Origin of the sequence: Synechococcus sp. PCC 7335 (genome assembly GCF_000155595.1) — a bacterium.
Lineage (GTDB): Bacteria > Cyanobacteriota > Cyanobacteriia > Phormidesmidales > Phormidesmidaceae > Phormidesmis.
In genome coordinates this window covers 1033662-1051340 of the sequence record NZ_DS989904.1, presented here as the reverse complement: position 1 = coordinate 1051340, position 17679 = coordinate 1033662, and the positions used below count along the sequence as shown (strand labels likewise).

Genomic DNA, 17679 nt, shown 5'->3' with positions numbered 1-17679 from the left:
TTGTTTGACGCTTTATTCTGACGCGTTGGAGGAGCTCTTGTGGAGAGCAAACGATTCGTGTAGGCAACTTTGTCGTAGTCACTTTCTACAACAGACTTTGTAGCCGTTCTGCTGTAATTTGCTGAACGTTTTTAAGCACGATGAGTGCGCCTGCGGTTTTCAGCTTTTCGGTATAGCTAGCTTGATAGTCGCAATTTTGCTGGGCGTGGGGTGGCAAAATTCCGATTGCTAACCATTCTCTTTCAGGGAACTGTTGTTTAGCAGCAACAATCGTTTTCATATCAGCGGTTGTATCACCCGCATAGACAACCGGTAGATTTTTACATCTCGGCTGCTGGGCTTCTACAAGCTGCACGGACATCATTAGACCTGTTGGATCTGGCTTGCTAGGCGCATCTTCCATCGCGACTAGAATAGGATCGATTAGACCAATTCGCCTTTGCAGTACAAAGTTTGCAGATCCTTGGGTTGCGCCACTGAAGAAAGCGTAGGGAATGCCAGATTGGGCGAGGGTGTCTAGATAGCTTTTTTCAACAAGTAGTGGTTCGTTAGAGATATATCCAGTCCACTGATCGGGATCTTCGATATCAGGACCCCGGTAGCGCTTTTGAAAGTAGCTAGTGATCTCTTCGTAGCTAGCGCCAGAGTGAGGTTGCTGCTGCTGCGCGCAATAGCGATGAATCATTTCTTCTGAGGCTTTCCAGTCGTTGTTCCAAATGCCTTCACCTTTGAGCTGATCGATATCTTCTATGGTGGGACGATAGCGGCCATTGGTGTAATGTTCTACGGTATCTGCGATCGCTCGTCGATAAGACCCACCGACATCTCTAATCACACCATCGATATCAAATACGGCTACGGCAAATGGCTTCATAGGACTGACTGAATGACAAAAAACAGCGTATGGGCTCAAAGCTCACTGGCAGTCCTGACTAGCTTACTATTTGCCGGTAGCTTTGTTGCTGGTAAGTACACAACTGATGAAATGGGACCGCTGTTGATTACGCTGCTGCGCTATGTGGTTGCCAGCGCGTTTTTGGCCGTGTTGGTATGGCGAAGCCAAGAGACTAGTCTACGGCTCTCCACGGCGTCTGTTGCCGACAAGATTTGTTTATGCTTACTAGGGAGTACTGGCGTTGTCGGCTACCACTTCTTTTTCTTTTCTAGCTTGCGCTACACGGCAGTGGCGAATTCGGCCATCATCAACGCATTTAATCCAGTGGTTACGGGCTTTTTGGCAGCGGTGATCTTGAAAGAGACACTCTTGGTAAGAAACTATATCGGAGGTACGATCGCTATTCTTGGCGTCCTGATCTTACTGACTGATGCCAACCTCACGGCGCTACTTCAGCTTCAGTTCAACCGGGGCGACTTACTGATGCTGTGTGCTGTTCTTTGCTGGGCCTGCTATTCCATTTTGCTACGCCACCTTGGCAAGCGCTATAGCGGGCTAGCAATGAGCTACTACGGTGCACTTTTTGGCGTTGCCCAGCTCTTTCTTTTGATCCCATTAGAGTTGAAAGTAACTGGTTTCCCTACGCTCTCTCTGCCTGCCCTTTTAGGCGTAGTGTACATGGGGATTGGAGCTTCTGGTATTGGCTACTTACTGTTCACAATTAGTACCCAACGCATCGGACCTACCAAGTCTACTAGTATCGTCTATAGCGGCGTACCTGTTTGGGTTGCTTTACTCGCTTGGCTGTTCTTTGCCGAACCCATTACGCCTTGGATGATACTAAGTATGCTGTTAATCTTGCTTGGATTACGAACCGTCTTACAGACCCCTAAAGAGAACCTAGAAGCGTAAGTCGAGCAGTAATAGTCGTCAAATGTCGAATTTCCGCCCAGACAGGTCCACCTTGCTAAAAGCTCGCTAAATACGTTTAGCAAGTTCCTATAGGTAAAACTTATTCTGTTGTTTTGAAATTACCATTTTACAAACGCTGCTAGCTTGGACATGATTGGAATAGACTTGGTTAGCTCTTTCCACCTATTTTGCTCTCATGTCTATAAGCGATGAGGTGGGCCGAAAAGACGGTATTTGCCTCATTCAAGCATAGAGACTCAAGTATAGAGAATGGCTGACAAGAGAAACTAATCGTAGCGTTGTGACTAGTGCAGTTAGCAAATGCATTTGGCAAAGCTAGCTCGATAGTGGCTGACGCTGCATTGCAATTGTTCAATGCTGTCGATAGCTAAGTAAGGGAACTGATAAGTAAGAGATAGGTCTATGAAAGATACAAAGAATGACCCAAAGCTCAAAACAGTGTCTGTAGATGAAGGCTGGTCCGTGCATGTTTATGATCGCGATCGCCGTTTATGTTGTACCTTAGATGCCTCTCATGCTCGTACTTTCGTCGTTGGCCTGGGTATGGGACTGCTATTTTCAATTGTAGGAATGAGGTTAGTGGCTCCGCAGACTACGAGTGCGGCTCAGTCGTCGTCGCCAAACCTCTCCAAGGTTAGAGAAGCTCCTCGGCCAACTGATCTTAGTACTTTTGTCCCTTGGATTGACTAGTCAACACTGCTCTAGTACTGCTCTAGACATTCCGTTCTTCTAGACAAGTGATTAGTTGATGAGCACTAGTCTCACTCCGTTCTAGCAGTTTGAACTCGTTGATTTTATATCCCCTCCCCCCGGATTGTTGCAATCTGTAGAAGACGATAGTGTTGCTTGTGACCTAGCGCAATGGACACATAAGTTCCAATCTATTTGATATGCAGATAATCAAACGGGATCGCCTGATCAGGATGTTCAGCGTTTTGGTGGCTGGATTGGCGATCGCCAGCTGCTCCCCGACCTCGACTGAGACCACAACCAACAGCAGCTCAGACAACATGGCTGAGAGCGCTCCCCCTCAGTCCGGCTCTGCTGAGCAGATTGTGCTAGCCATTGGTGGTGAGAGTGAAGAAGGCTACGATCCGACTCTGGGCTGGGGCCGCTACGGCGCACCGCTGTTTCAAAGCACACTGCTAAAGCGCGATGAGAATTTAGAGATTGTTAACGATTTGGCTACTGACTATAGCGTCAGTGAAGATGGCTTAACCTGGACGGTCACCATCAGAGAAGATGCTGTTTTTTCAGATGGTGAACCACTGACGGCGACGGATGTTGCCTACACTTTCAACAAAGCTGCTGAAAGCGGTGGCCTCACCGATGTGACTCAGCTAGAGCAGGCCACCGCAGTTGATGAAACGACAGTGGAACTAAAGCTAAAGCAGCCGCAAAGCACCTTTGTTAACCGCTTAATTACGCTCGGGATTGTGCCAGAACACGCCCACGATGATGACTACGCCCGCAATCCTATCGGCTCCGGTCCCTACAAAATGGTGCAGTGGGATGAAGGTCAGCAGCTAATCGTAGAAGCCAACCCTGAGTATTATGGGCAGGCTCCTGGAATTGAGCGGCTGGTGTTTTTGTTTGTTGAAGAAGATGGGGCGTTTGCAGCGGCGAAAGCAGGTCAGGCGCAGGTGGCAGCGGTGCCTCAATCACTGGCGGTACAAGATGTTGAGGGAATGACGCTGCGGGATGTGGTCAGTGTTGATAACCGAGGGCTGATGTTTCCCTACCAGCCTGCTGGCAGCGGTACCACGCCGGACGGCGACCCGATTGGTAATGATGTTACAGCTGATTTGGCCATTCGGCAGGCGGTTAACTATGCGGTTGATCGGCAGGCTTTAGTAGAAGGTATTTTAGAAGGCTATGGCTCACCGGCCTATGGTCCAGTCAGCGGGCTGGCTTGGGAAGAGCCTGAGGCTAATATCGAAGATGCTCAGCCGGAGCGGGCCAAAGAGATTTTAGCTGAGGCAGGCTGGGCCGACAGCGATGGGGACGGCATTGTTGAAAAGGATGGCTTAGACGCTGAGTTTACCGTCTTATACAAGGCAGACGACAGCATTCGGCAGGCGCTAGCCCTGGCAACTGCTGAAATGCTTGAACCTATTGGTATTCGAGTCAACGTAGAAGGGAAAAGCTGGGATGATATCGAGCCTCTGATGCACAGCAATGTGGTGGTATTTGGCTGGGGCAGTCATGACCAAACTGAAATGTACAACCTGTACCACTCACAGTCAGCGCAAGGCGACTATTACAACACGGGCTACTATGCAAATGCAGCGATAGACAGCAGGCTAGATCTGGCGATGGGTGCCCCTTCAGAAGCAGAGGCCATTACCTATTGGAAAGCCGCTCAGTGGGATGGCGATGAGGGCGTCACGACCAAAGGAGACGCCGCTTGGGCTTGGCTGGTAAATCTCGATCACACCTATTTTGTAGATGAGTGTTTGGACGTTGGCGAGTCGCAGGTAGAACCCCACGGTCATGGTTGGCCAATTACCGCCAATATTGCTGACTGGCAGTGGACGTGCGACTAGAAGAAATGCAATTGGGAGAGAGCCAAATCAAAGACTTGTTGTTGTTTGTCGTTCAAAAGCTGTTGCGACTCGGACTGTTGCTGCTAGCGGTGGCTGTGTTTACCTTCGTGCTGCTAAGCTTTTCACCGATTGATCCGGTGCGGGCTTACATTGGCGCGGACATGATGCAAATTAGCGCCGACCAGCAGGCGCTGATCGCTGAGCGGTGGGGGCTAGATCAGCCGATGTGGAGTCGTTTTTTAGATTGGTTAGGTCAGCTTTTGCAGGGTAACTTGGGGACTTCGCTGGTATTCAATCAGCCGGTGAGTGCTGTGATTGCTTCGCGGTTTCAGGCTTCTTTGCAAATGCTGGCGATCGCATGGTTGCTATCTGGTTTGCTCGGCTTAGCTTTGGGCATTGTTGCCGGGACGCTCCGAGGGCGCTGGACCGATCGGCTTATTCGACTCTACGCCTACACGCTGGCTTCTGCGCCGACGTTTTGGGTAGCCTTGTTGCTGCTGATTGTCTTTGCCGTATCGTTTAAAGTAGCGCCGATTTGCTGCGCCGCACCGCCCGGTGTGCTCTCTCAAGAGGTGACGCTTTGGCAGCGGATCCATCACTTGTTATTACCCGCAGCGGCCCTTAGTATTATCGGCATTGCCAATATTACCTTGCACACTCGTCAAAAGCTAATTGATGTGCTCCATAGCGACTATGTGTTGTTTGCCCGTGCGCAGGGCGAAAGCCTATGGAACATTGTGCGCTACCACGGATTTCGCAACATTCTTCTACCGGCAATCACGCTACAGTTTGCCTCCTTAAGTGAGTTGTTCGGTGGTTCGGTACTCGTAGAGCAAGTGTTTGCCTATCCAGGACTGGGAGAAGCCACGGTGCAGGCGGCGCTACGCAGCGACATTCCTCTGCTGGTGGGAATTGTGTTTTTCAGCGCGCTGTTTGTGTATACCGGCAATACGCTGGCTGATTTGGCCTATCCAATGATTGATCCGCGCATTCGCTTGGGAGATCGTTCGGCATGAGGCTCACGGCATCGACACCGCAGACGATACCTCTATTAAAACAACAAAACAACCGCCGACAAAAGACATTAGCGGCCATTGTTTTGGGCAGCATTTTCCTGTTGGGGATTATCGTCAGTCCTTGGATTCTAGGCGATTCAGGACTCTCGACTGTGCTCACGCAGCGCAACCAGCCGCCTACTTGGGGCCATCCTTTTGGCACCGACTGGCTGGGGCGAGATATGTTGAGGCGATCGCTCCATGGCCTTTCGCTTAGCCTGCGGGTAGGGCTACTTGCCGCGAGCGTCAGTGCCCTGATTGGTACGGGCTTGGGCTTGGTCGCCGGGACGGTCGGTGGCTGGGTGGATGCGGTGATCATCTGGATTATCGATGTTTTCTTTAGCCTGCCTCATCTTGTGCTGTTGATTCTAATTGCCTTTGCCGTAGGTGGGGGCACTCGGGGCGTGATTATCGCGGTTGCTCTGACCCATTGGACCAGTTTGGCGCGGGTGATTCGAGCTGAAGTGCTACAGGTGAGCAGCGCTGACTATGTGCAGCTATCTCGCCAGTTGGGTAAGCGATCGCTCTGGATTGCCCGTCATCACATGGTGCCGCACGTAGTACCGCAGCTATTAGTCGGTCTGATTCTGTTGTTTCCGCATGCTATTTTGCACGAGGCGGCGTTGTCTTTTATTGGTATTGGTTTGTCGCCTCATCTCCCAGCGATCGGGATTATTTTAGCCGAGTCGATGCGTCATCTTTCTACTGGCTATTGGTGGTTGGGCGTGATGCCCGGAGCGTTGCTGCTGCTGTCGGTGAAAGCCTTTGACTGGCTAGGTGAGAATGTGCGATCGCTCCTCGATCCGAAAACTAGCCAGGAATAGCCTAAGAATAATCCCAGAACAACAATGCTATCTATCTCTAACTTAGGGGTGACCTTCACACAATACGACCAGGGGTTACGCCGCAAACAGCTCTCTGTCATCACCGATTTAGATTTGGATGTGAACCCTGGCGAGGTCGTAGCGGTCGTCGGCGCGAGCGGCTCGGGAAAAAGTCTCTTGGCTCATGCGCTATTAGGCATTTTGCCCGAGAATGCTGCGATTAGCGGCACCATGCAATTTCAAGGGGAAACGCTCACGCCAGCGCGCTGCCAGGCACTGCGCGGTAAAACGATTGCCTTAATCCCTCAATCCATAGGCTTTTTGGATCCGCTGATGACAGTAGGGTCGCAGGTTCAGCGGGTAGCCCAGCTAGGGGGCCGTACCAAAACAGAAGCCTACGCGAGCGTAAACAAGACCTTTGCCCGCTACGATTTGCCCGTAAGCGTACGCGATCGCTATCCCTTTCAGCTCTCCGGCGGCATGGCCAGACGGGTACTTGTCTCTACAGCAGTAGTGACACAGGCCCAGCTAGTGATTGCCGATGAACCGACGCCCGGACTTCATCCCGATATTGTTGTAGAAACGCTCAATCATCTAAAAGCGCTGGCCTTAGAAGGACGAGGCGTTATTTTAATTACGCATGACATTGGAGCCGCTTTGCAAATTGCCGATCGGGTTGCCGTGTTTTATGCAGGGACAACGGTCGAGATTGCCGCTGTACAAGACTTTTCGAGTGGGAACTTACGCCATCCTTACACCCAGGCGCTGTGGCGATCGCTGCCGCAAAACGACTTTGTGCCGGTTCCGGGCAACCAGCCGAGTCCTGAGCAGTTACCGTCGGGGTGTCTGTTTGGCGATCGCTGCTCGTGGGTGAGCGACCAGTGTCTGGTGGCAAGACCGCCGCTCAGGAAGTTGAATCATGGCTGGGTGAGGTGCGTTCATGCTGAAGGGTAACAATCTGTGGTTTCGCTATGGGAAACAGTCACCTTGGGTAGTGGAAGCGCGTAGCCTAGCGGTCGCACCGGGTGAAATCTTAGGGCTGATGGCCCCCTCTGGCTATGGTAAAACCACGCTCGGCAAGCTGCTAGCGGGCTACTTGCGACCCAGTCGAGGCACGGTAAGCGTAGATGGGCGCTCGCTACCTAAAAAAAGCTATTGCCCAGTGCAGCTTGTTTTCCAAAATCCTGAGCTAGCTATCAATCCGCGCTGGCGCATCCGCCAAATTTTAGAAGAAAGTCATCCTCCTAATCCTCACTGGCTCGAAGCCTTTGGCATTTATCCCGGCTGGCTCAGCCGCTATCCTCACGAACTCAGCGGCGGCGAACTGCAGCGGGTGGCGATCGCGCGTGTTCTCAACCCGGCTACGCGATATCTGATCGCAGATGAGATGACCGCCATGCTTGATGCCAACACCCAAGCACTGATTTGGCAAGGTGTGCTCACGTTTGCACGGCAGCAGCAGGTAGGACTAATCGTGATTAGTCACGATCAGCCTTTGCTAAAGAGAATTTGCGATCGCATTTTGGATTTAAGAAGTTGCTCAACCGCTCCCAAAGATTTGCTATTGAGTGAACAACTAGGCCTTACCCTTCATTCCTCTAGAAACTGAGTTGGCCAGGATGATTTCGTTTGAAGGAAGCAACGCTAAGGGTTACAAAGGCCATGAAGTCGCCTGGCCAAACGTCAAACTCTATCTCTATGATTGTTAGTCTCAGCTATCCCTTGTTTTGAAATGGATGTAAATTCACTTCTCGTATACATTCAGCGGATTGCTGCCGAAGGTTATTGAGACTATCTTACTCATCATCAGCACTATGAAAGCTAGCTTGACTTGCTGTCGTTTGCTTCCGCTTAGTGCTTATACGTATGGTAGGGAACTGCCCCATAGCTTATGCCCCGCTCATGGTTCTTAGAGGTTTAGCCAAACAATCTTTTTGGAAATCAGCTGCTACATTCTTCGCCTTGCCTGTAGTTCTCTTTTGTAGTCAGCTTGCTGCCAAAGCCAGTGCAGATCCAGCCAGTGCAGATTCAACTGATAGCCAAATGGTGACGATTCAGTTTGAGGGCACGGTAGGCGATGAGCCTTTTGCCTGTGGTGATACTTATCGACTAGGATCGGCCGATAGCCTAGTAACCCCCTTAGATTTTCGGTTTTATGTATCAGAAGTTGTGCTGGTCAACGCCGAGGGCGATGCTGTTCCTTTGGTACTAGAACAAGATGGTCTGTGGCAGCATCAAAATGTTGCTTTGATTGACTTTGAAGATAAAACGGGTGGCTGTATCAACGGCACTTCTCAGACACGGGCCCAGGTCGTAGGCGCAGTGCCGCCGGGTGAATATACCGGGCTAAAGTTTACGCTAGGGGTCCCCTTCGCGCTGAACCATATCGACTCGACCCTAGCGCCCTCGCCACTGAATCTGACTTCGATGTGGTGGAACTGGAACTTTGGCTACAAGTTTGCACGAATAGAGTTTGAGAACGTGGCAGATGCTGCTGCTAGTAAGCACACGGCTACTGGCTCTATAGCTACTGGCTCTACAGCTACTGGCTCTACGGACACTAGCTCTGCTGACGAATCAGACTTTTCGCAGGCTTTCGCACTCCACTTAGGCAGCGTTGGCTGTCAGATGGATTCTGCGCAGCCACCTGTGAGCTGTAGCGTTCCTAATCGCCCAGAGATTGTACTAACAGACTTTGATCCGCTTCAGAATGTTGTTGTCACCGATCTGTCGGCCTTGTTAGCCGAGACGAATCTATCAGAGAATCAAGAAGGCACGGCGATCGGCTGTATGTCGAGCCCAGAGGACAGCGACTGTAGCGGCGTTATGCAGAATCTAGGACTGCCTTTTGGTGATCGCCCTACCACTGAGCAAACTGTTTTTAGCGTTCAATAGTCGAGTTTGCCAGCTCAGCTGGGGAATCTAGCACTTGTAGAATCGATAAGATAATTGCACCCACCTCAACCTGTTATAGGACAACCCAACACGAGACAATCCAAAAGGCGATCGCATCGCTGGCTAAGCTGGCTGTTTACAGCTCTGTTGGTATTTAGCCTATCGGTTGGTCTAGATCACGCTATGGGCGCAGAGCCTGCTGTTGCCAGAAGTGATTTTCAGTGGGACTTGCCTAACTGGGTACCCAAGCCTGTAGTGCCCAGCGATAATCCTATGAGCGTGGCCAAAGTTGAGCTGGGCCGGCACCTGTTCTACGAGCCGCGTTTGTCAGCAACGGGTGATTTTTCCTGCGCGACCTGCCATGTGCAGGCGCTGGCGTTTACCGATGGGGAGAAGACCTCTCCGGGTGCGACGGGGCAGCTGCATCATCTGAACTCTATGAGTTTGACGAATGTTGCCTACAATTCGGTGCAAACTTGGGCTAATCCGCTAATGCAGCATCTAGAACAGCAGATGCTGATTCCTTTGTTCGGAGAAGATCCGATTGAGCTGGGCATGGCGGGCAAAGAGCTTGAGCTGCTATCGATGCTGCGAGAAGATCCTGAATATAGGGCACAGTTTAAGACCGCGTTTGTAGAAGCAGATCCGGTTAGCGTTCGAAATATTACGCAGGCGATCGCTGCTTTTGAGCGGACCTTGGTCTCGTTTAACTCACCGTATGATCGATATCGCTATGGGGGGGATCGCACCGCTATCTCAGACTCAGCCAAACGGGGCGAAGCGCTCTTTACTAGCGAACGAATGGAGTGCTTTCATTGTCATGGCGGCTTGAATTTTAGCGACTCCGCGCGCCATGAGCGATCTGGATTTACTGAGGTTGCTTTTCACAATACGGGCCTTTACAACCTAGATGGAAACGGTGCCTATCCTCCCGGCAATACTGGCGTTGCAGAAGTCACACTCGATCCTCATGATATGGGTCGCTTCCGGGCTCCAACCCTACGCAATATCGCGTTGACAGCGCCCTATATGCACGACGGTAGTATTAGCTCGCTATCCGAAGTCATTGATCACTACGCCGCTGGCGGACGAACTATCTCAGAAGGCCCGTTTGCAGGTGTTGGTAGCGAGAATCCACTCAAAAGCTCCTTTATCAAAGGCTTCTCGATCACAGCGTCAGAAAAGCAAGATTTGATCGCCTTCCTAGAGAGCCTAACCGACGAAACATTTGTAACAAATCCCGCCTTCGCTGATCCAAGCGTCAGGAATGAAGCCCAATGAGCAGGAAGTGTTGATCTAGGTGGTGATCTAGAAGTAATCAGCCAGAAAGGGGGCGGTATGCGCGTAGATTAGGCCGATGCATTAACTATTCTAGCCATATTGCCTAAGGTTTACCCGCCAATGCCAAAATGCCTTTATATAGGGTAGCCTTTGTGGGTCAACCAACCTCGTCATCTCAATCTCATCTTCTCTAGGAGTCTTATTGTATGTGCGGAATTGTTGGATACATTGGTACGCGTGCCGCCAGCAATATCTTAATTGAAGGCCTAAAAACGCTGGAGTATAGAGGTTATGACTCTGCGGGTGTAGCTACCATCTCTGAAGGGCAGCTTCAGCGCACCAGAGCAAAAGGTAAGCTAGTCAACCTACAAATCAAGCTAGATGGGCTAGAGGATCCCGCTAGGCTAGGCATTGGCCATACTCGCTGGGCTACGCACGGCAAACCAGAAGAGCACAACGCTCATCCGCATACTGACGAAGCCGAACGCCTAGCAGTTGTGCAGAACGGCATTGTAGAGAATTATAGAGAACTTCGGGAAGAGCTTAAGGAAAAGGGCTATCAGTTTCGCTCTGATACCGATACGGAAGTGATTCCCCATCTGATTACTGAGTATCTGAATCAGCCTCAAAAAGAGGCAGTGTTAACAGACCACTCTCAGCTTCTAGAGGCCTCTCGTCAGGCGGTAAATCGACTCAAGGGCGCGTTTGCGCTAGCTATCGTCTCAGCCGATTTCCCTGATGAGCTGATAGTCGTGCGCCAGCAAGCGCCGCTCGTGATTGGTTTTGGTCAAGGCGAATTTTTCTGTGCGTCTGATACACCCGCAATCATGCCCCACACCCAGGCAGTCCTCACCTTAGAAAACGGTGAGCTAGCTCGTCTAACGCCAATGGGCGTAGAAGTCTATGAGTTCTCTGGTCACCGTTTGAAGAAGTACCCTCGAACGCTGAACTGGAACCCAATCATGGTCGAAAAGCAGGGGTTCAAGCACTTTATGCTCAAAGAGATCTATGAGCAGCCGGGCGTGGTGCGCACCTGCCTAGAGACTTATCTGGATACGAATTGGGATGTGCAAAGCGATCAGTCTCCAGTCAGGCTAGGGTTACCAGATACGCTACTAAATGACTTACAGCATATTCAGATCTTGGCCTGTGGAACGAGCTGGCATGCGGCTTTAGTCGGTAAGTATCTATTAGAGCAGGTTGCAGGCATTCCCACGTTCGTGCAGTATGCGTCTGAGTTTCGCTATGCGCCGGCGCCGTTGATGAAGAACACGCTGACGATCGGGGTGACTCAGTCGGGTGAAACAGCAGATACCCTAGCAGCTCTAGAGATGGAGCAGGCCCGGCGAGCAGCGCGAGGCGACAATGACTATGCGCCACGGATGCTAGGCATTACCAACCGAGTAGATAGTTCTTTGGGCCGGCTGATTCCACACGTACTCGGTACGATGGCGGGTATTGAGATTGGGGTAGCAGCCACGAAGACATTTGTGGCGCAGCTAATGGCCTTTTACTTTTTGGCACTTGATCTGGCAGAGCGTAGGCAGGCGATTTCTTCAGAGCGAATGGCCGAAATTATCGAAGGAATGCGTCAGCTTCCAGCCCAGTTAGAACAGGTGTTAGAAAGCCAAGAGCGCTATGTAGAAGAGCTTTCTCACGACTTTTCTAATACGCAGGATTTTATCTTTGTAGGTCGAGGCATCAATTATCCGATTGCCTTGGAAGGTGCTTTGAAGCTAAAGGAGATTAGCTATATTCATGCGGAGGGCTACCCAGCCGGCGAGATGAAGCACGGCCCGATCGCACTATTAGACGAAAAGGTGCCAGTCGTCGCGATCGCAACCAAAGGCCCTGTCTATGAAAAGGTACTCTCTAATGCTCAAGAAGCAAAGGCCCGAGATGCTAGGCTGATCGGCGTCGTACCTATGAATGATCCAGAGGCAGAGGAGACATTTGATGCGCTGCTGCCGGTGCCCGACGTTGACGAGTTACTTTCACCCATCTTGACAGTCGTACCTGTTCAGCTGCTGTCCTATCACATCGCGGCGAGGCGCGGCCTAGATGTTGATCAGCCTCGCAATTTAGCAAAGTCGGTCACCGTAGAGTAGAAGCTTCGATTCTTAACCTCTGCCTGTATGAGAAAAGGCACAGCGCTTTCTCAGTAAGTTCTCAACATCTTCTTTCTGAAGGCTCAGCAAGGCGATAATGCATAATCGCTATCATATTTATGTATCGAAAGATACATTTGTTTGATTAAATAGGAGCCTTCCATGAAATATCTCACACTTTCTGCTAGCCTCGCACTGATAGGGGCAATCGCTTTAGCGCCGACGCTACCTGCTTTTGGCCTTCAGCAGCGATCTAGCGCCTCTAATATCCACGAACTGGTTCAGTACAATCGTGATGCGCGCGATAAAAACTAGCCAACTAAAAACCGCTAGAGCGGCTTTTCAATTCGAATGTTGATAGAAAACTCATTAGCCTTCTTGACTAAATAGCTCAAGGAGGCTTTGGTGATCTAGGCAAGAAGATGTAGTCTGTCTGGAGCGCTGAATCGACGGGGTTATGCTGGCTTATGAAAGCGATTGTAGTGGGAAGTGGTGGTCGCGAACACGCCTTGGCTTGGGCGCTATTGCGATCGCCTAATATAAAAGAAATTGTTTGCATCCCTGGCAATGGCGGTACGGCGCTACTTTCTGGCTGTCGAAATATTTCGATGGCGCTCAACGAAGCAGATGGTATTGCACAGTGTGCGCTAGTTAACGATGTGGCTTTTGTGGTCATCGGCCCAGAGCAGCCATTGGCAGAAGGGCTAGCTGATGCGCTAAGAAGCAAAGGTATAAAAGTATTCGGGCCTAATCGAGATGGCGCCCAGATTGAGGCGAGCAAAGCTTGGGCTAAAGATCTAATGGCCAAGGCCAACATACCGACCGCCGCTGCCGCAGTGTTTACTGATGCAGAAGACGCGATCGCCTACGTCCAAAAGCAGGGCGCACCGATTGTAGCTAAAGCGGATGGCCTTGCTGCCGGCAAAGGCGTGACTGTAGCAATGGCAGTTGAGGAAGCGATTGCTGCTATAGAATCCGCTTTTAGCGGACGATTTGGCGCCGCTGGGGAGCGCGTCGTCATTGAAGAATTTCTCGAAGGGCAAGAAGTATCGGTGCTAGCGGTGACCGATGGCCAAACGATTCGGCCGCTGCTGCCTGCGCAAGATCATAAGCAAATCGGCGAAGGAGATACTGGCCCTAACACCGGCGGCATGGGCGCTTATGCTCCAACGCCGCTGATGCCGCCTGAGCTATTGAACCGTGTGCAAAAAGAGATATTAGAACCCACATTGAGCGCGCTTCAATCCAAAGGCATCGACTATCGCGGCGTCTTGTATGCTGGGTTGATCATCACACCTGCAGGCGATCCGAAGGTGATTGAATTCAACTGCCGCTTTGGCGACCCAGAAACGCAAGCAGTTTTACCTTTGCTAGAAACGCCGTTAGACGAGATTGTACTGGCCTGCTGTGAACAGCGTTTGCAAGATCTACCTCCATTCAGGTGGCGAGAAGCGGCCTCGGCCTGCGTCGTGATGGCAGCGGAAGGCTATCCGGGTGTGTACAAAAAAGGACTCTCTATTGCCCTTAATGATGCTGAGTCGGAAGACACTGTAGTGTTCCACGCAGGCACTCAGATCAGCGAAGGGACTATCAAGAGCACAGGAGGCCGGGTATTGGGGATAAGTGCGATCGCGCCAAACTTCCAATCTGCTCTCGATATAGCCTACAGCGCTATCAACAAAATTGACTTTCCTGGTAGCTACTATCGGCGCGACATCGGCCACCGCATCAACGCGTTGCAAAAGAGTGATACCAAGTCTGCAAGCGTGGAATAGCACCAGCGTTTAGAATGGTATTAACAAAAAGACACCGACCTTCATAGACGTTCATCTTTATCGCCAAAGGTCCAGCTAGAGCCCCAGCCAGAGAATTCGCTAGAGAAGTCGTCATGCAACTGCTTACCAAAATCAAAGCACTACTCGCCACATGGTGGAGCGACTTCACTTTGCAAACGCGCCTAATGGCCGGAGCGACACTCTTAGTCTCTTTGATTATGAGTGGTCTTACCTTTTGGGCTGTCAACACTATTCAGCAGGATACTCAGCTCAACGATACCCGTTTCGGCCGTGACCTAGGCATACTGCTTGCTGCTAATGCTGCTCCGTTGATCGAGACTAGCGATCGCGCCGAACTTGCCCGCTTCTCCTATACCTTCTACGAAAACACTTCCAATGTCCGCTACATGCTCTATGCCGACCAAGCGGGCGAAATCTTCTTTGGCATTCCCTACTCCGAACCTGCTGTTCAAAACTCACTAACGCTTAGGAGACGAATGAAGCTGCCAGACAACTACGCTAGCAGCGACTCTCCTCTAGTACGCCAGCATATGACCCCGGCTGGCGTTGTGACTGATGTCTTTGTTCCTCTAGTTGTCGAAGGAGACTATAAAGGGATGTTGGCGATGGGTATTACCCCTAACCCAACGGTGGTTGCCTCTTCTCATCTAACGCGCGATGTGACTGTTGCTGTCTTTGTTTCTATCTGGGTAATGGTCATTCTAGGTGCGGTCATCAACGCCCTGACAATCACACAACCGATCAAAGAGCTATTAACAGGGGTGAAAAACATCGCCGCCGGCAACTTCAAACAGCGGATTGATTTGCCCCTAGGGGGCGAACTGGGTGAGCTGATCTATAGCTTCAATGATATGGCTGAGCGTCTAGAGCGCTACGAAGAGCAAAATATCGAAGAACTCACCGCAGAAAAAGCAAAGTTAGAAAGCTTAGTTTCTACCATTGCTGATGGAGCAATCTTGCTAGATGCTAAGACCAATTTGATTTTGGCAAACGTTGCTGCCCGTCGGCTGCTTGGCTGGGAAGCGGCTAGTCCACCTAGCGGCAGTATTTTAGACGGACTTCAGCCCGAAGTTCGCGCTCAGCTTGCACCTGCTCTAGCCCAGGCGCTAATTAGTGAAGCGCATGAAGGCAGTGAATTTCGTATTCTTCTAGATGGCAACCGTACGATTCGTGTTTTGTTAAACACTGTGCTTGACCAGTCGCGAGCTAATGTCAAGGGGATGGCTATTACGCTTCAAGACATCACCCGAGAAGTCGCGCTCAACGAGGCTAAAAGCCAATTTATTAGTAACGTCTCTCACGAACTGCGTACCCCACTGTTTAACATCAAGTCATTCATCGAAACGCTGCACGAATACGGTGAAGACTTGAGTGAACAGGAGCGCCGAGAATTTTTAGCAACTGCTAACAACGAGACCGATCGCCTAACTCGTCTAGTCAACGATGTACTTGATCTATCGCGTTTAGAATCGAATCGTCGCTACGAATTCTCAGCCGTTGAGGTCCATCAGCCGATCGACCAGGTACTGCGAACCTATCAGCTCAATGCTAAAGACAAGCAGATTGAACTAGCAAGCGATATCGAATCTGCCCTTCCTGCCGTCTTAGGGAACTATGATTTGCTGCTTCAGGTCTTTGGTAATCTCGTCGGGAATGCCTTGAAGTTTACGCCTGCTGGTGGCAAAGTCGTGATTCGGGCTTATCATGCCCCGAGCGCTCAGCCGAACCTGTTGCAAAGTGTGCGCATCGAGATTGGCGATACGGGTATTGGGATTGATGATGAAGACCAAGCGGCTATCTTTGAGCGATTTTTCCGGGTAGAAAATAGAGTACATACGCTCGAAGGCACCGGACTAGGCTTATCCATCGTAAAAAACATTATGGATAAGCACAATAGCCAAATTAACTTGGTGGGTGAAGTAGGTGTGGGGACAACGTTCTGGTTTGATTTACCAGTTTACGATCTAGTAGACGAGCGCTCAGATAGCCAGGCACATCTAGTCGATAGCCAACATGCTAGTAGTCAACCTCTAGAAAATGAGAACACATCGGATGAACTAGACCACGCACCAGCAAAGAAAAAAACGTCTGAGGCGAGAGTTAGGGGATGATGCTTGATACTAAGGATTAAGTTCGTATTAGCATTTGCTGAGCCTTCTGAGTTTTATAGATATTCTCTAGGTTTGATGTCTAAATGAAGACGTTTATTCCCAGAGTGGCTGTCTACAATTGAGGCAGATTACTGCCAACTAAAGGAGGCTTGATATCGTGAGTTTACTAGCTCAGTTAAAAGAAGTAACTACTGTGGTTGCTGATACCGGAGACATCGGTGCTATTGAACAATTTACCCCGCAAGATGCGACAACAAATCCTTCACTGATTACGGCTGCTGCCAAGCTACCTCAGTATCAGAGTATTGTAGATGAGACACTAGAGCAGGCAAAGCAAGCGCTTGGTGATGATGCTTCAGATCAAGCAGTCGCTAAAGAAGCATTCAAGCATTTAGCGGTCGCCTTTGGTAAGCGAATCCTCGAAATCATTCCTGGAAGAGTCTCTACAGAAGTTGATGCGCGCTTGTCGTACGATACTGAGGGTACCCTAGCAACGGCGCGTGAGCTGATCGGTGAATACGAAGCAGCAGGCATCAGCCGCGATCGCATCCTGATCAAGATTGCCTCTACCTGGGAAGGTATCAAAGCTGCCGAGATTCTCGAGAAAGAAGGCATTCACTGCAACTTGACCCTATTATTTGGTCTTCATCAGGCGATCGCCTGCGCCGAAGCCAAAGTCACCTTGATTTCTCCTTTCGTGGGTCGCATTCTCGACTGGTATAAGCAAGATACTGGCCGCGATAGCTACCCGCCCGCCGAAGATCCTGGCGTTCAGTCGGTTACTGAGGTCTATAACTACTACAAAAAGTTTGGCTATAAAACTGAAATTATGGGCGCGAGCTTTCGCAACATAGACGAGATCAAAGAGCTAGCAGGCTGCGATCTGCTAACAATCTCTCCTAAGCTATTGAAGCCGCTTTCTGAGACAGAAGGTGACTTGCCTCGTAAGCTCTCCCCCGAAGATGCTAAAGACTTAGATATCGAGAAGAAGTCAATCGATAAGGCAACTTTTGACGAAATGCACAAGGCTGATCGGATGGCAAATGACAAGCTAGCTGAGGGAATTGAGGGCTTTAGTAAGGCACTCGAGGAGCTAGAGCAGCTATTAGTTGATAGGCTTGCTCAGATGGGACAGCCTGCTACTGTATAGCGCCTGTTACTGACATTGCCCAGCCTTGAACTTTGAGATCTCAACTAATCCTTTAGAGATGACTAGAAGTATGCTTCTGTCTCTC

The 17679-nt window shown here is 50.5% G+C and carries 15 protein-coding genes; 14 read left to right on the top strand and 1 reads right to left on the bottom strand.

All coding sequences use genetic code 11. The features are described 5' to 3' along the window. Positions 1-85: 85 nt before the first annotated feature. On the bottom strand, positions 86-874 hold the full coding sequence (locus S7335_RS04700) for a TIGR01548 family HAD-type hydrolase (RefSeq protein ID WP_006456422.1): 789 nt from the start codon (positions 872-874) through the stop codon (positions 86-88). Between the two features lie 12 nt (positions 875-886). Between S7335_RS04700 and S7335_RS04695 the strand changes: the two genes are divergently transcribed. From S7335_RS04695 to S7335_RS04635, 14 genes are all read left to right on the top strand, one after another. After that, on the top strand, positions 887-1807 hold the full coding sequence (locus S7335_RS04695; RefSeq protein WP_006455718.1) for a DMT family transporter: 921 nt from the start codon (positions 887-889) through the stop codon (positions 1805-1807). A 423-nt stretch (positions 1808-2230) separates the two neighbouring features. Beyond that, complete coding sequence (locus tag S7335_RS04690; RefSeq protein WP_006456671.1) at positions 2231-2518, top strand: hypothetical protein; 288 nt, start codon at positions 2231-2233, stop codon at positions 2516-2518. Between the two features lie 200 nt (positions 2519-2718). Continuing rightward, positions 2719-4374: an ABC transporter substrate-binding protein gene (locus S7335_RS04685; protein ID WP_227499948.1), complete on the top strand. Its 1656-nt coding sequence runs from the start codon at positions 2719-2721 to the stop codon at positions 4372-4374. Beyond that, positions 4359-5390, top strand: a complete 1032-nt coding sequence (locus tag S7335_RS04680) for an ABC transporter permease (RefSeq protein WP_227499947.1) — start codon at positions 4359-4361, stop codon at positions 5388-5390. Before S7335_RS04685 ends, S7335_RS04680 begins: the two co-directional genes overlap by 16 nt. Then, entirely contained in the window at positions 5387-6253 is an 867-nt protein-coding gene (locus S7335_RS04675; protein WP_006453420.1) for an ABC transporter permease, read from the top strand. Before S7335_RS04680 ends, S7335_RS04675 begins: the two co-directional genes overlap by 4 nt. 24 nt (positions 6254-6277) lie before the next feature. Then, a complete protein-coding gene (locus tag S7335_RS04670; RefSeq protein ID WP_006455150.1) occupies positions 6278-7207 on the top strand; it encodes an ABC transporter ATP-binding protein in 930 nt (309 codons plus the stop codon). After that, on the top strand, positions 7194-7862 hold the full coding sequence (locus S7335_RS04665) for an ABC transporter ATP-binding protein (RefSeq protein WP_006453840.1): 669 nt from the start codon (positions 7194-7196) through the stop codon (positions 7860-7862). The genes S7335_RS04670 and S7335_RS04665 overlap by 14 nt, the downstream gene beginning before the upstream one ends. Before the next feature lie 353 nt (positions 7863-8215). Further along, positions 8216-9148, top strand: a complete 933-nt coding sequence (locus tag S7335_RS04660) for an MbnP family copper-binding protein (RefSeq protein ID WP_038017073.1) — start codon at positions 8216-8218, stop codon at positions 9146-9148. 54 nt (positions 9149-9202) lie between these two features. After that, the gene (locus S7335_RS04655; protein WP_006455115.1) at positions 9203-10429 is read left to right on the top strand and encodes a methanobactin export MATE transporter MbnM; all 1227 of its coding nucleotides are present in this window, start codon (positions 9203-9205) and stop codon (positions 10427-10429) included. Between the two features lie 206 nt (positions 10430-10635). Then, a complete protein-coding gene (gene glmS / locus S7335_RS04650; RefSeq protein WP_006455377.1) occupies positions 10636-12537 on the top strand; it encodes a glutamine--fructose-6-phosphate transaminase (isomerizing) in 1902 nt (633 codons plus the stop codon). A gap of 162 nt (positions 12538-12699) precedes the next feature. Further along, positions 12700-12852, top strand: coding sequence for a hypothetical protein (locus S7335_RS27690; protein ID WP_006457557.1), 153 nt, complete (start codon positions 12700-12702; stop codon positions 12850-12852). Positions 12853-13004: 152 nt separating this feature from the next. After that, positions 13005-14312: a phosphoribosylamine--glycine ligase gene (purD, locus tag S7335_RS04645; RefSeq protein ID WP_038015622.1), complete on the top strand. Its 1308-nt coding sequence runs from the start codon at positions 13005-13007 to the stop codon at positions 14310-14312. Between the two features lie 113 nt (positions 14313-14425). Further along, positions 14426-16444: a two-component system sensor histidine kinase NblS gene (gene nblS, locus S7335_RS04640; protein WP_006455653.1), complete on the top strand. Its 2019-nt coding sequence runs from the start codon at positions 14426-14428 to the stop codon at positions 16442-16444. A 154-nt stretch (positions 16445-16598) separates the two neighbouring features. After that, entirely contained in the window at positions 16599-17594 is a 996-nt protein-coding gene (locus tag S7335_RS04635; RefSeq protein ID WP_038015619.1) for a transaldolase, read from the top strand. The last annotated feature ends 85 nt before the right edge of the window (positions 17595-17679 follow it).

Excerpts from the sequence above, each read along its gene's own strand:
- S7335_RS04700 (WP_006456422.1), bottom strand. The coding sequence starts at position 874 with ATGAAGCCATTTGCCGTAGCCGTATTTGATATCGATGGTGTGATTAGA.
- S7335_RS04695 (WP_006455718.1), top strand. The coding sequence starts at position 887 with ATGACAAAAAACAGCGTATGGGCTCAAAGCTCACTGGCAGTCCTGACT.
- S7335_RS04690 (WP_006456671.1), top strand. The coding sequence starts at position 2,231 with ATGAAAGATACAAAGAATGACCCAAAGCTCAAAACAGTGTCTGTAGAT.
- S7335_RS04685 (WP_227499948.1), top strand. The coding sequence starts at position 2,719 with ATGCAGATAATCAAACGGGATCGCCTGATCAGGATGTTCAGCGTTTTG.
- S7335_RS04675 (WP_006453420.1), top strand. The coding sequence starts at position 5,387 with ATGAGGCTCACGGCATCGACACCGCAGACGATACCTCTATTAAAACAA.
- S7335_RS04670 (WP_006455150.1), top strand. The coding sequence starts at position 6,278 with ATGCTATCTATCTCTAACTTAGGGGTGACCTTCACACAATACGACCAG.
- S7335_RS04665 (WP_006453840.1), top strand. The coding sequence starts at position 7,194 with ATGCTGAAGGGTAACAATCTGTGGTTTCGCTATGGGAAACAGTCACCT.
- glmS (WP_006455377.1), top strand. The coding sequence starts at position 10,636 with ATGTGCGGAATTGTTGGATACATTGGTACGCGTGCCGCCAGCAATATC.
- S7335_RS27690 (WP_006457557.1), top strand. The coding sequence starts at position 12,700 with ATGAAATATCTCACACTTTCTGCTAGCCTCGCACTGATAGGGGCAATC.
- purD (WP_038015622.1), top strand. The coding sequence starts at position 13,005 with ATGAAAGCGATTGTAGTGGGAAGTGGTGGTCGCGAACACGCCTTGGCT.
- nblS (WP_006455653.1), top strand. The coding sequence starts at position 14,426 with ATGCAACTGCTTACCAAAATCAAAGCACTACTCGCCACATGGTGGAGC.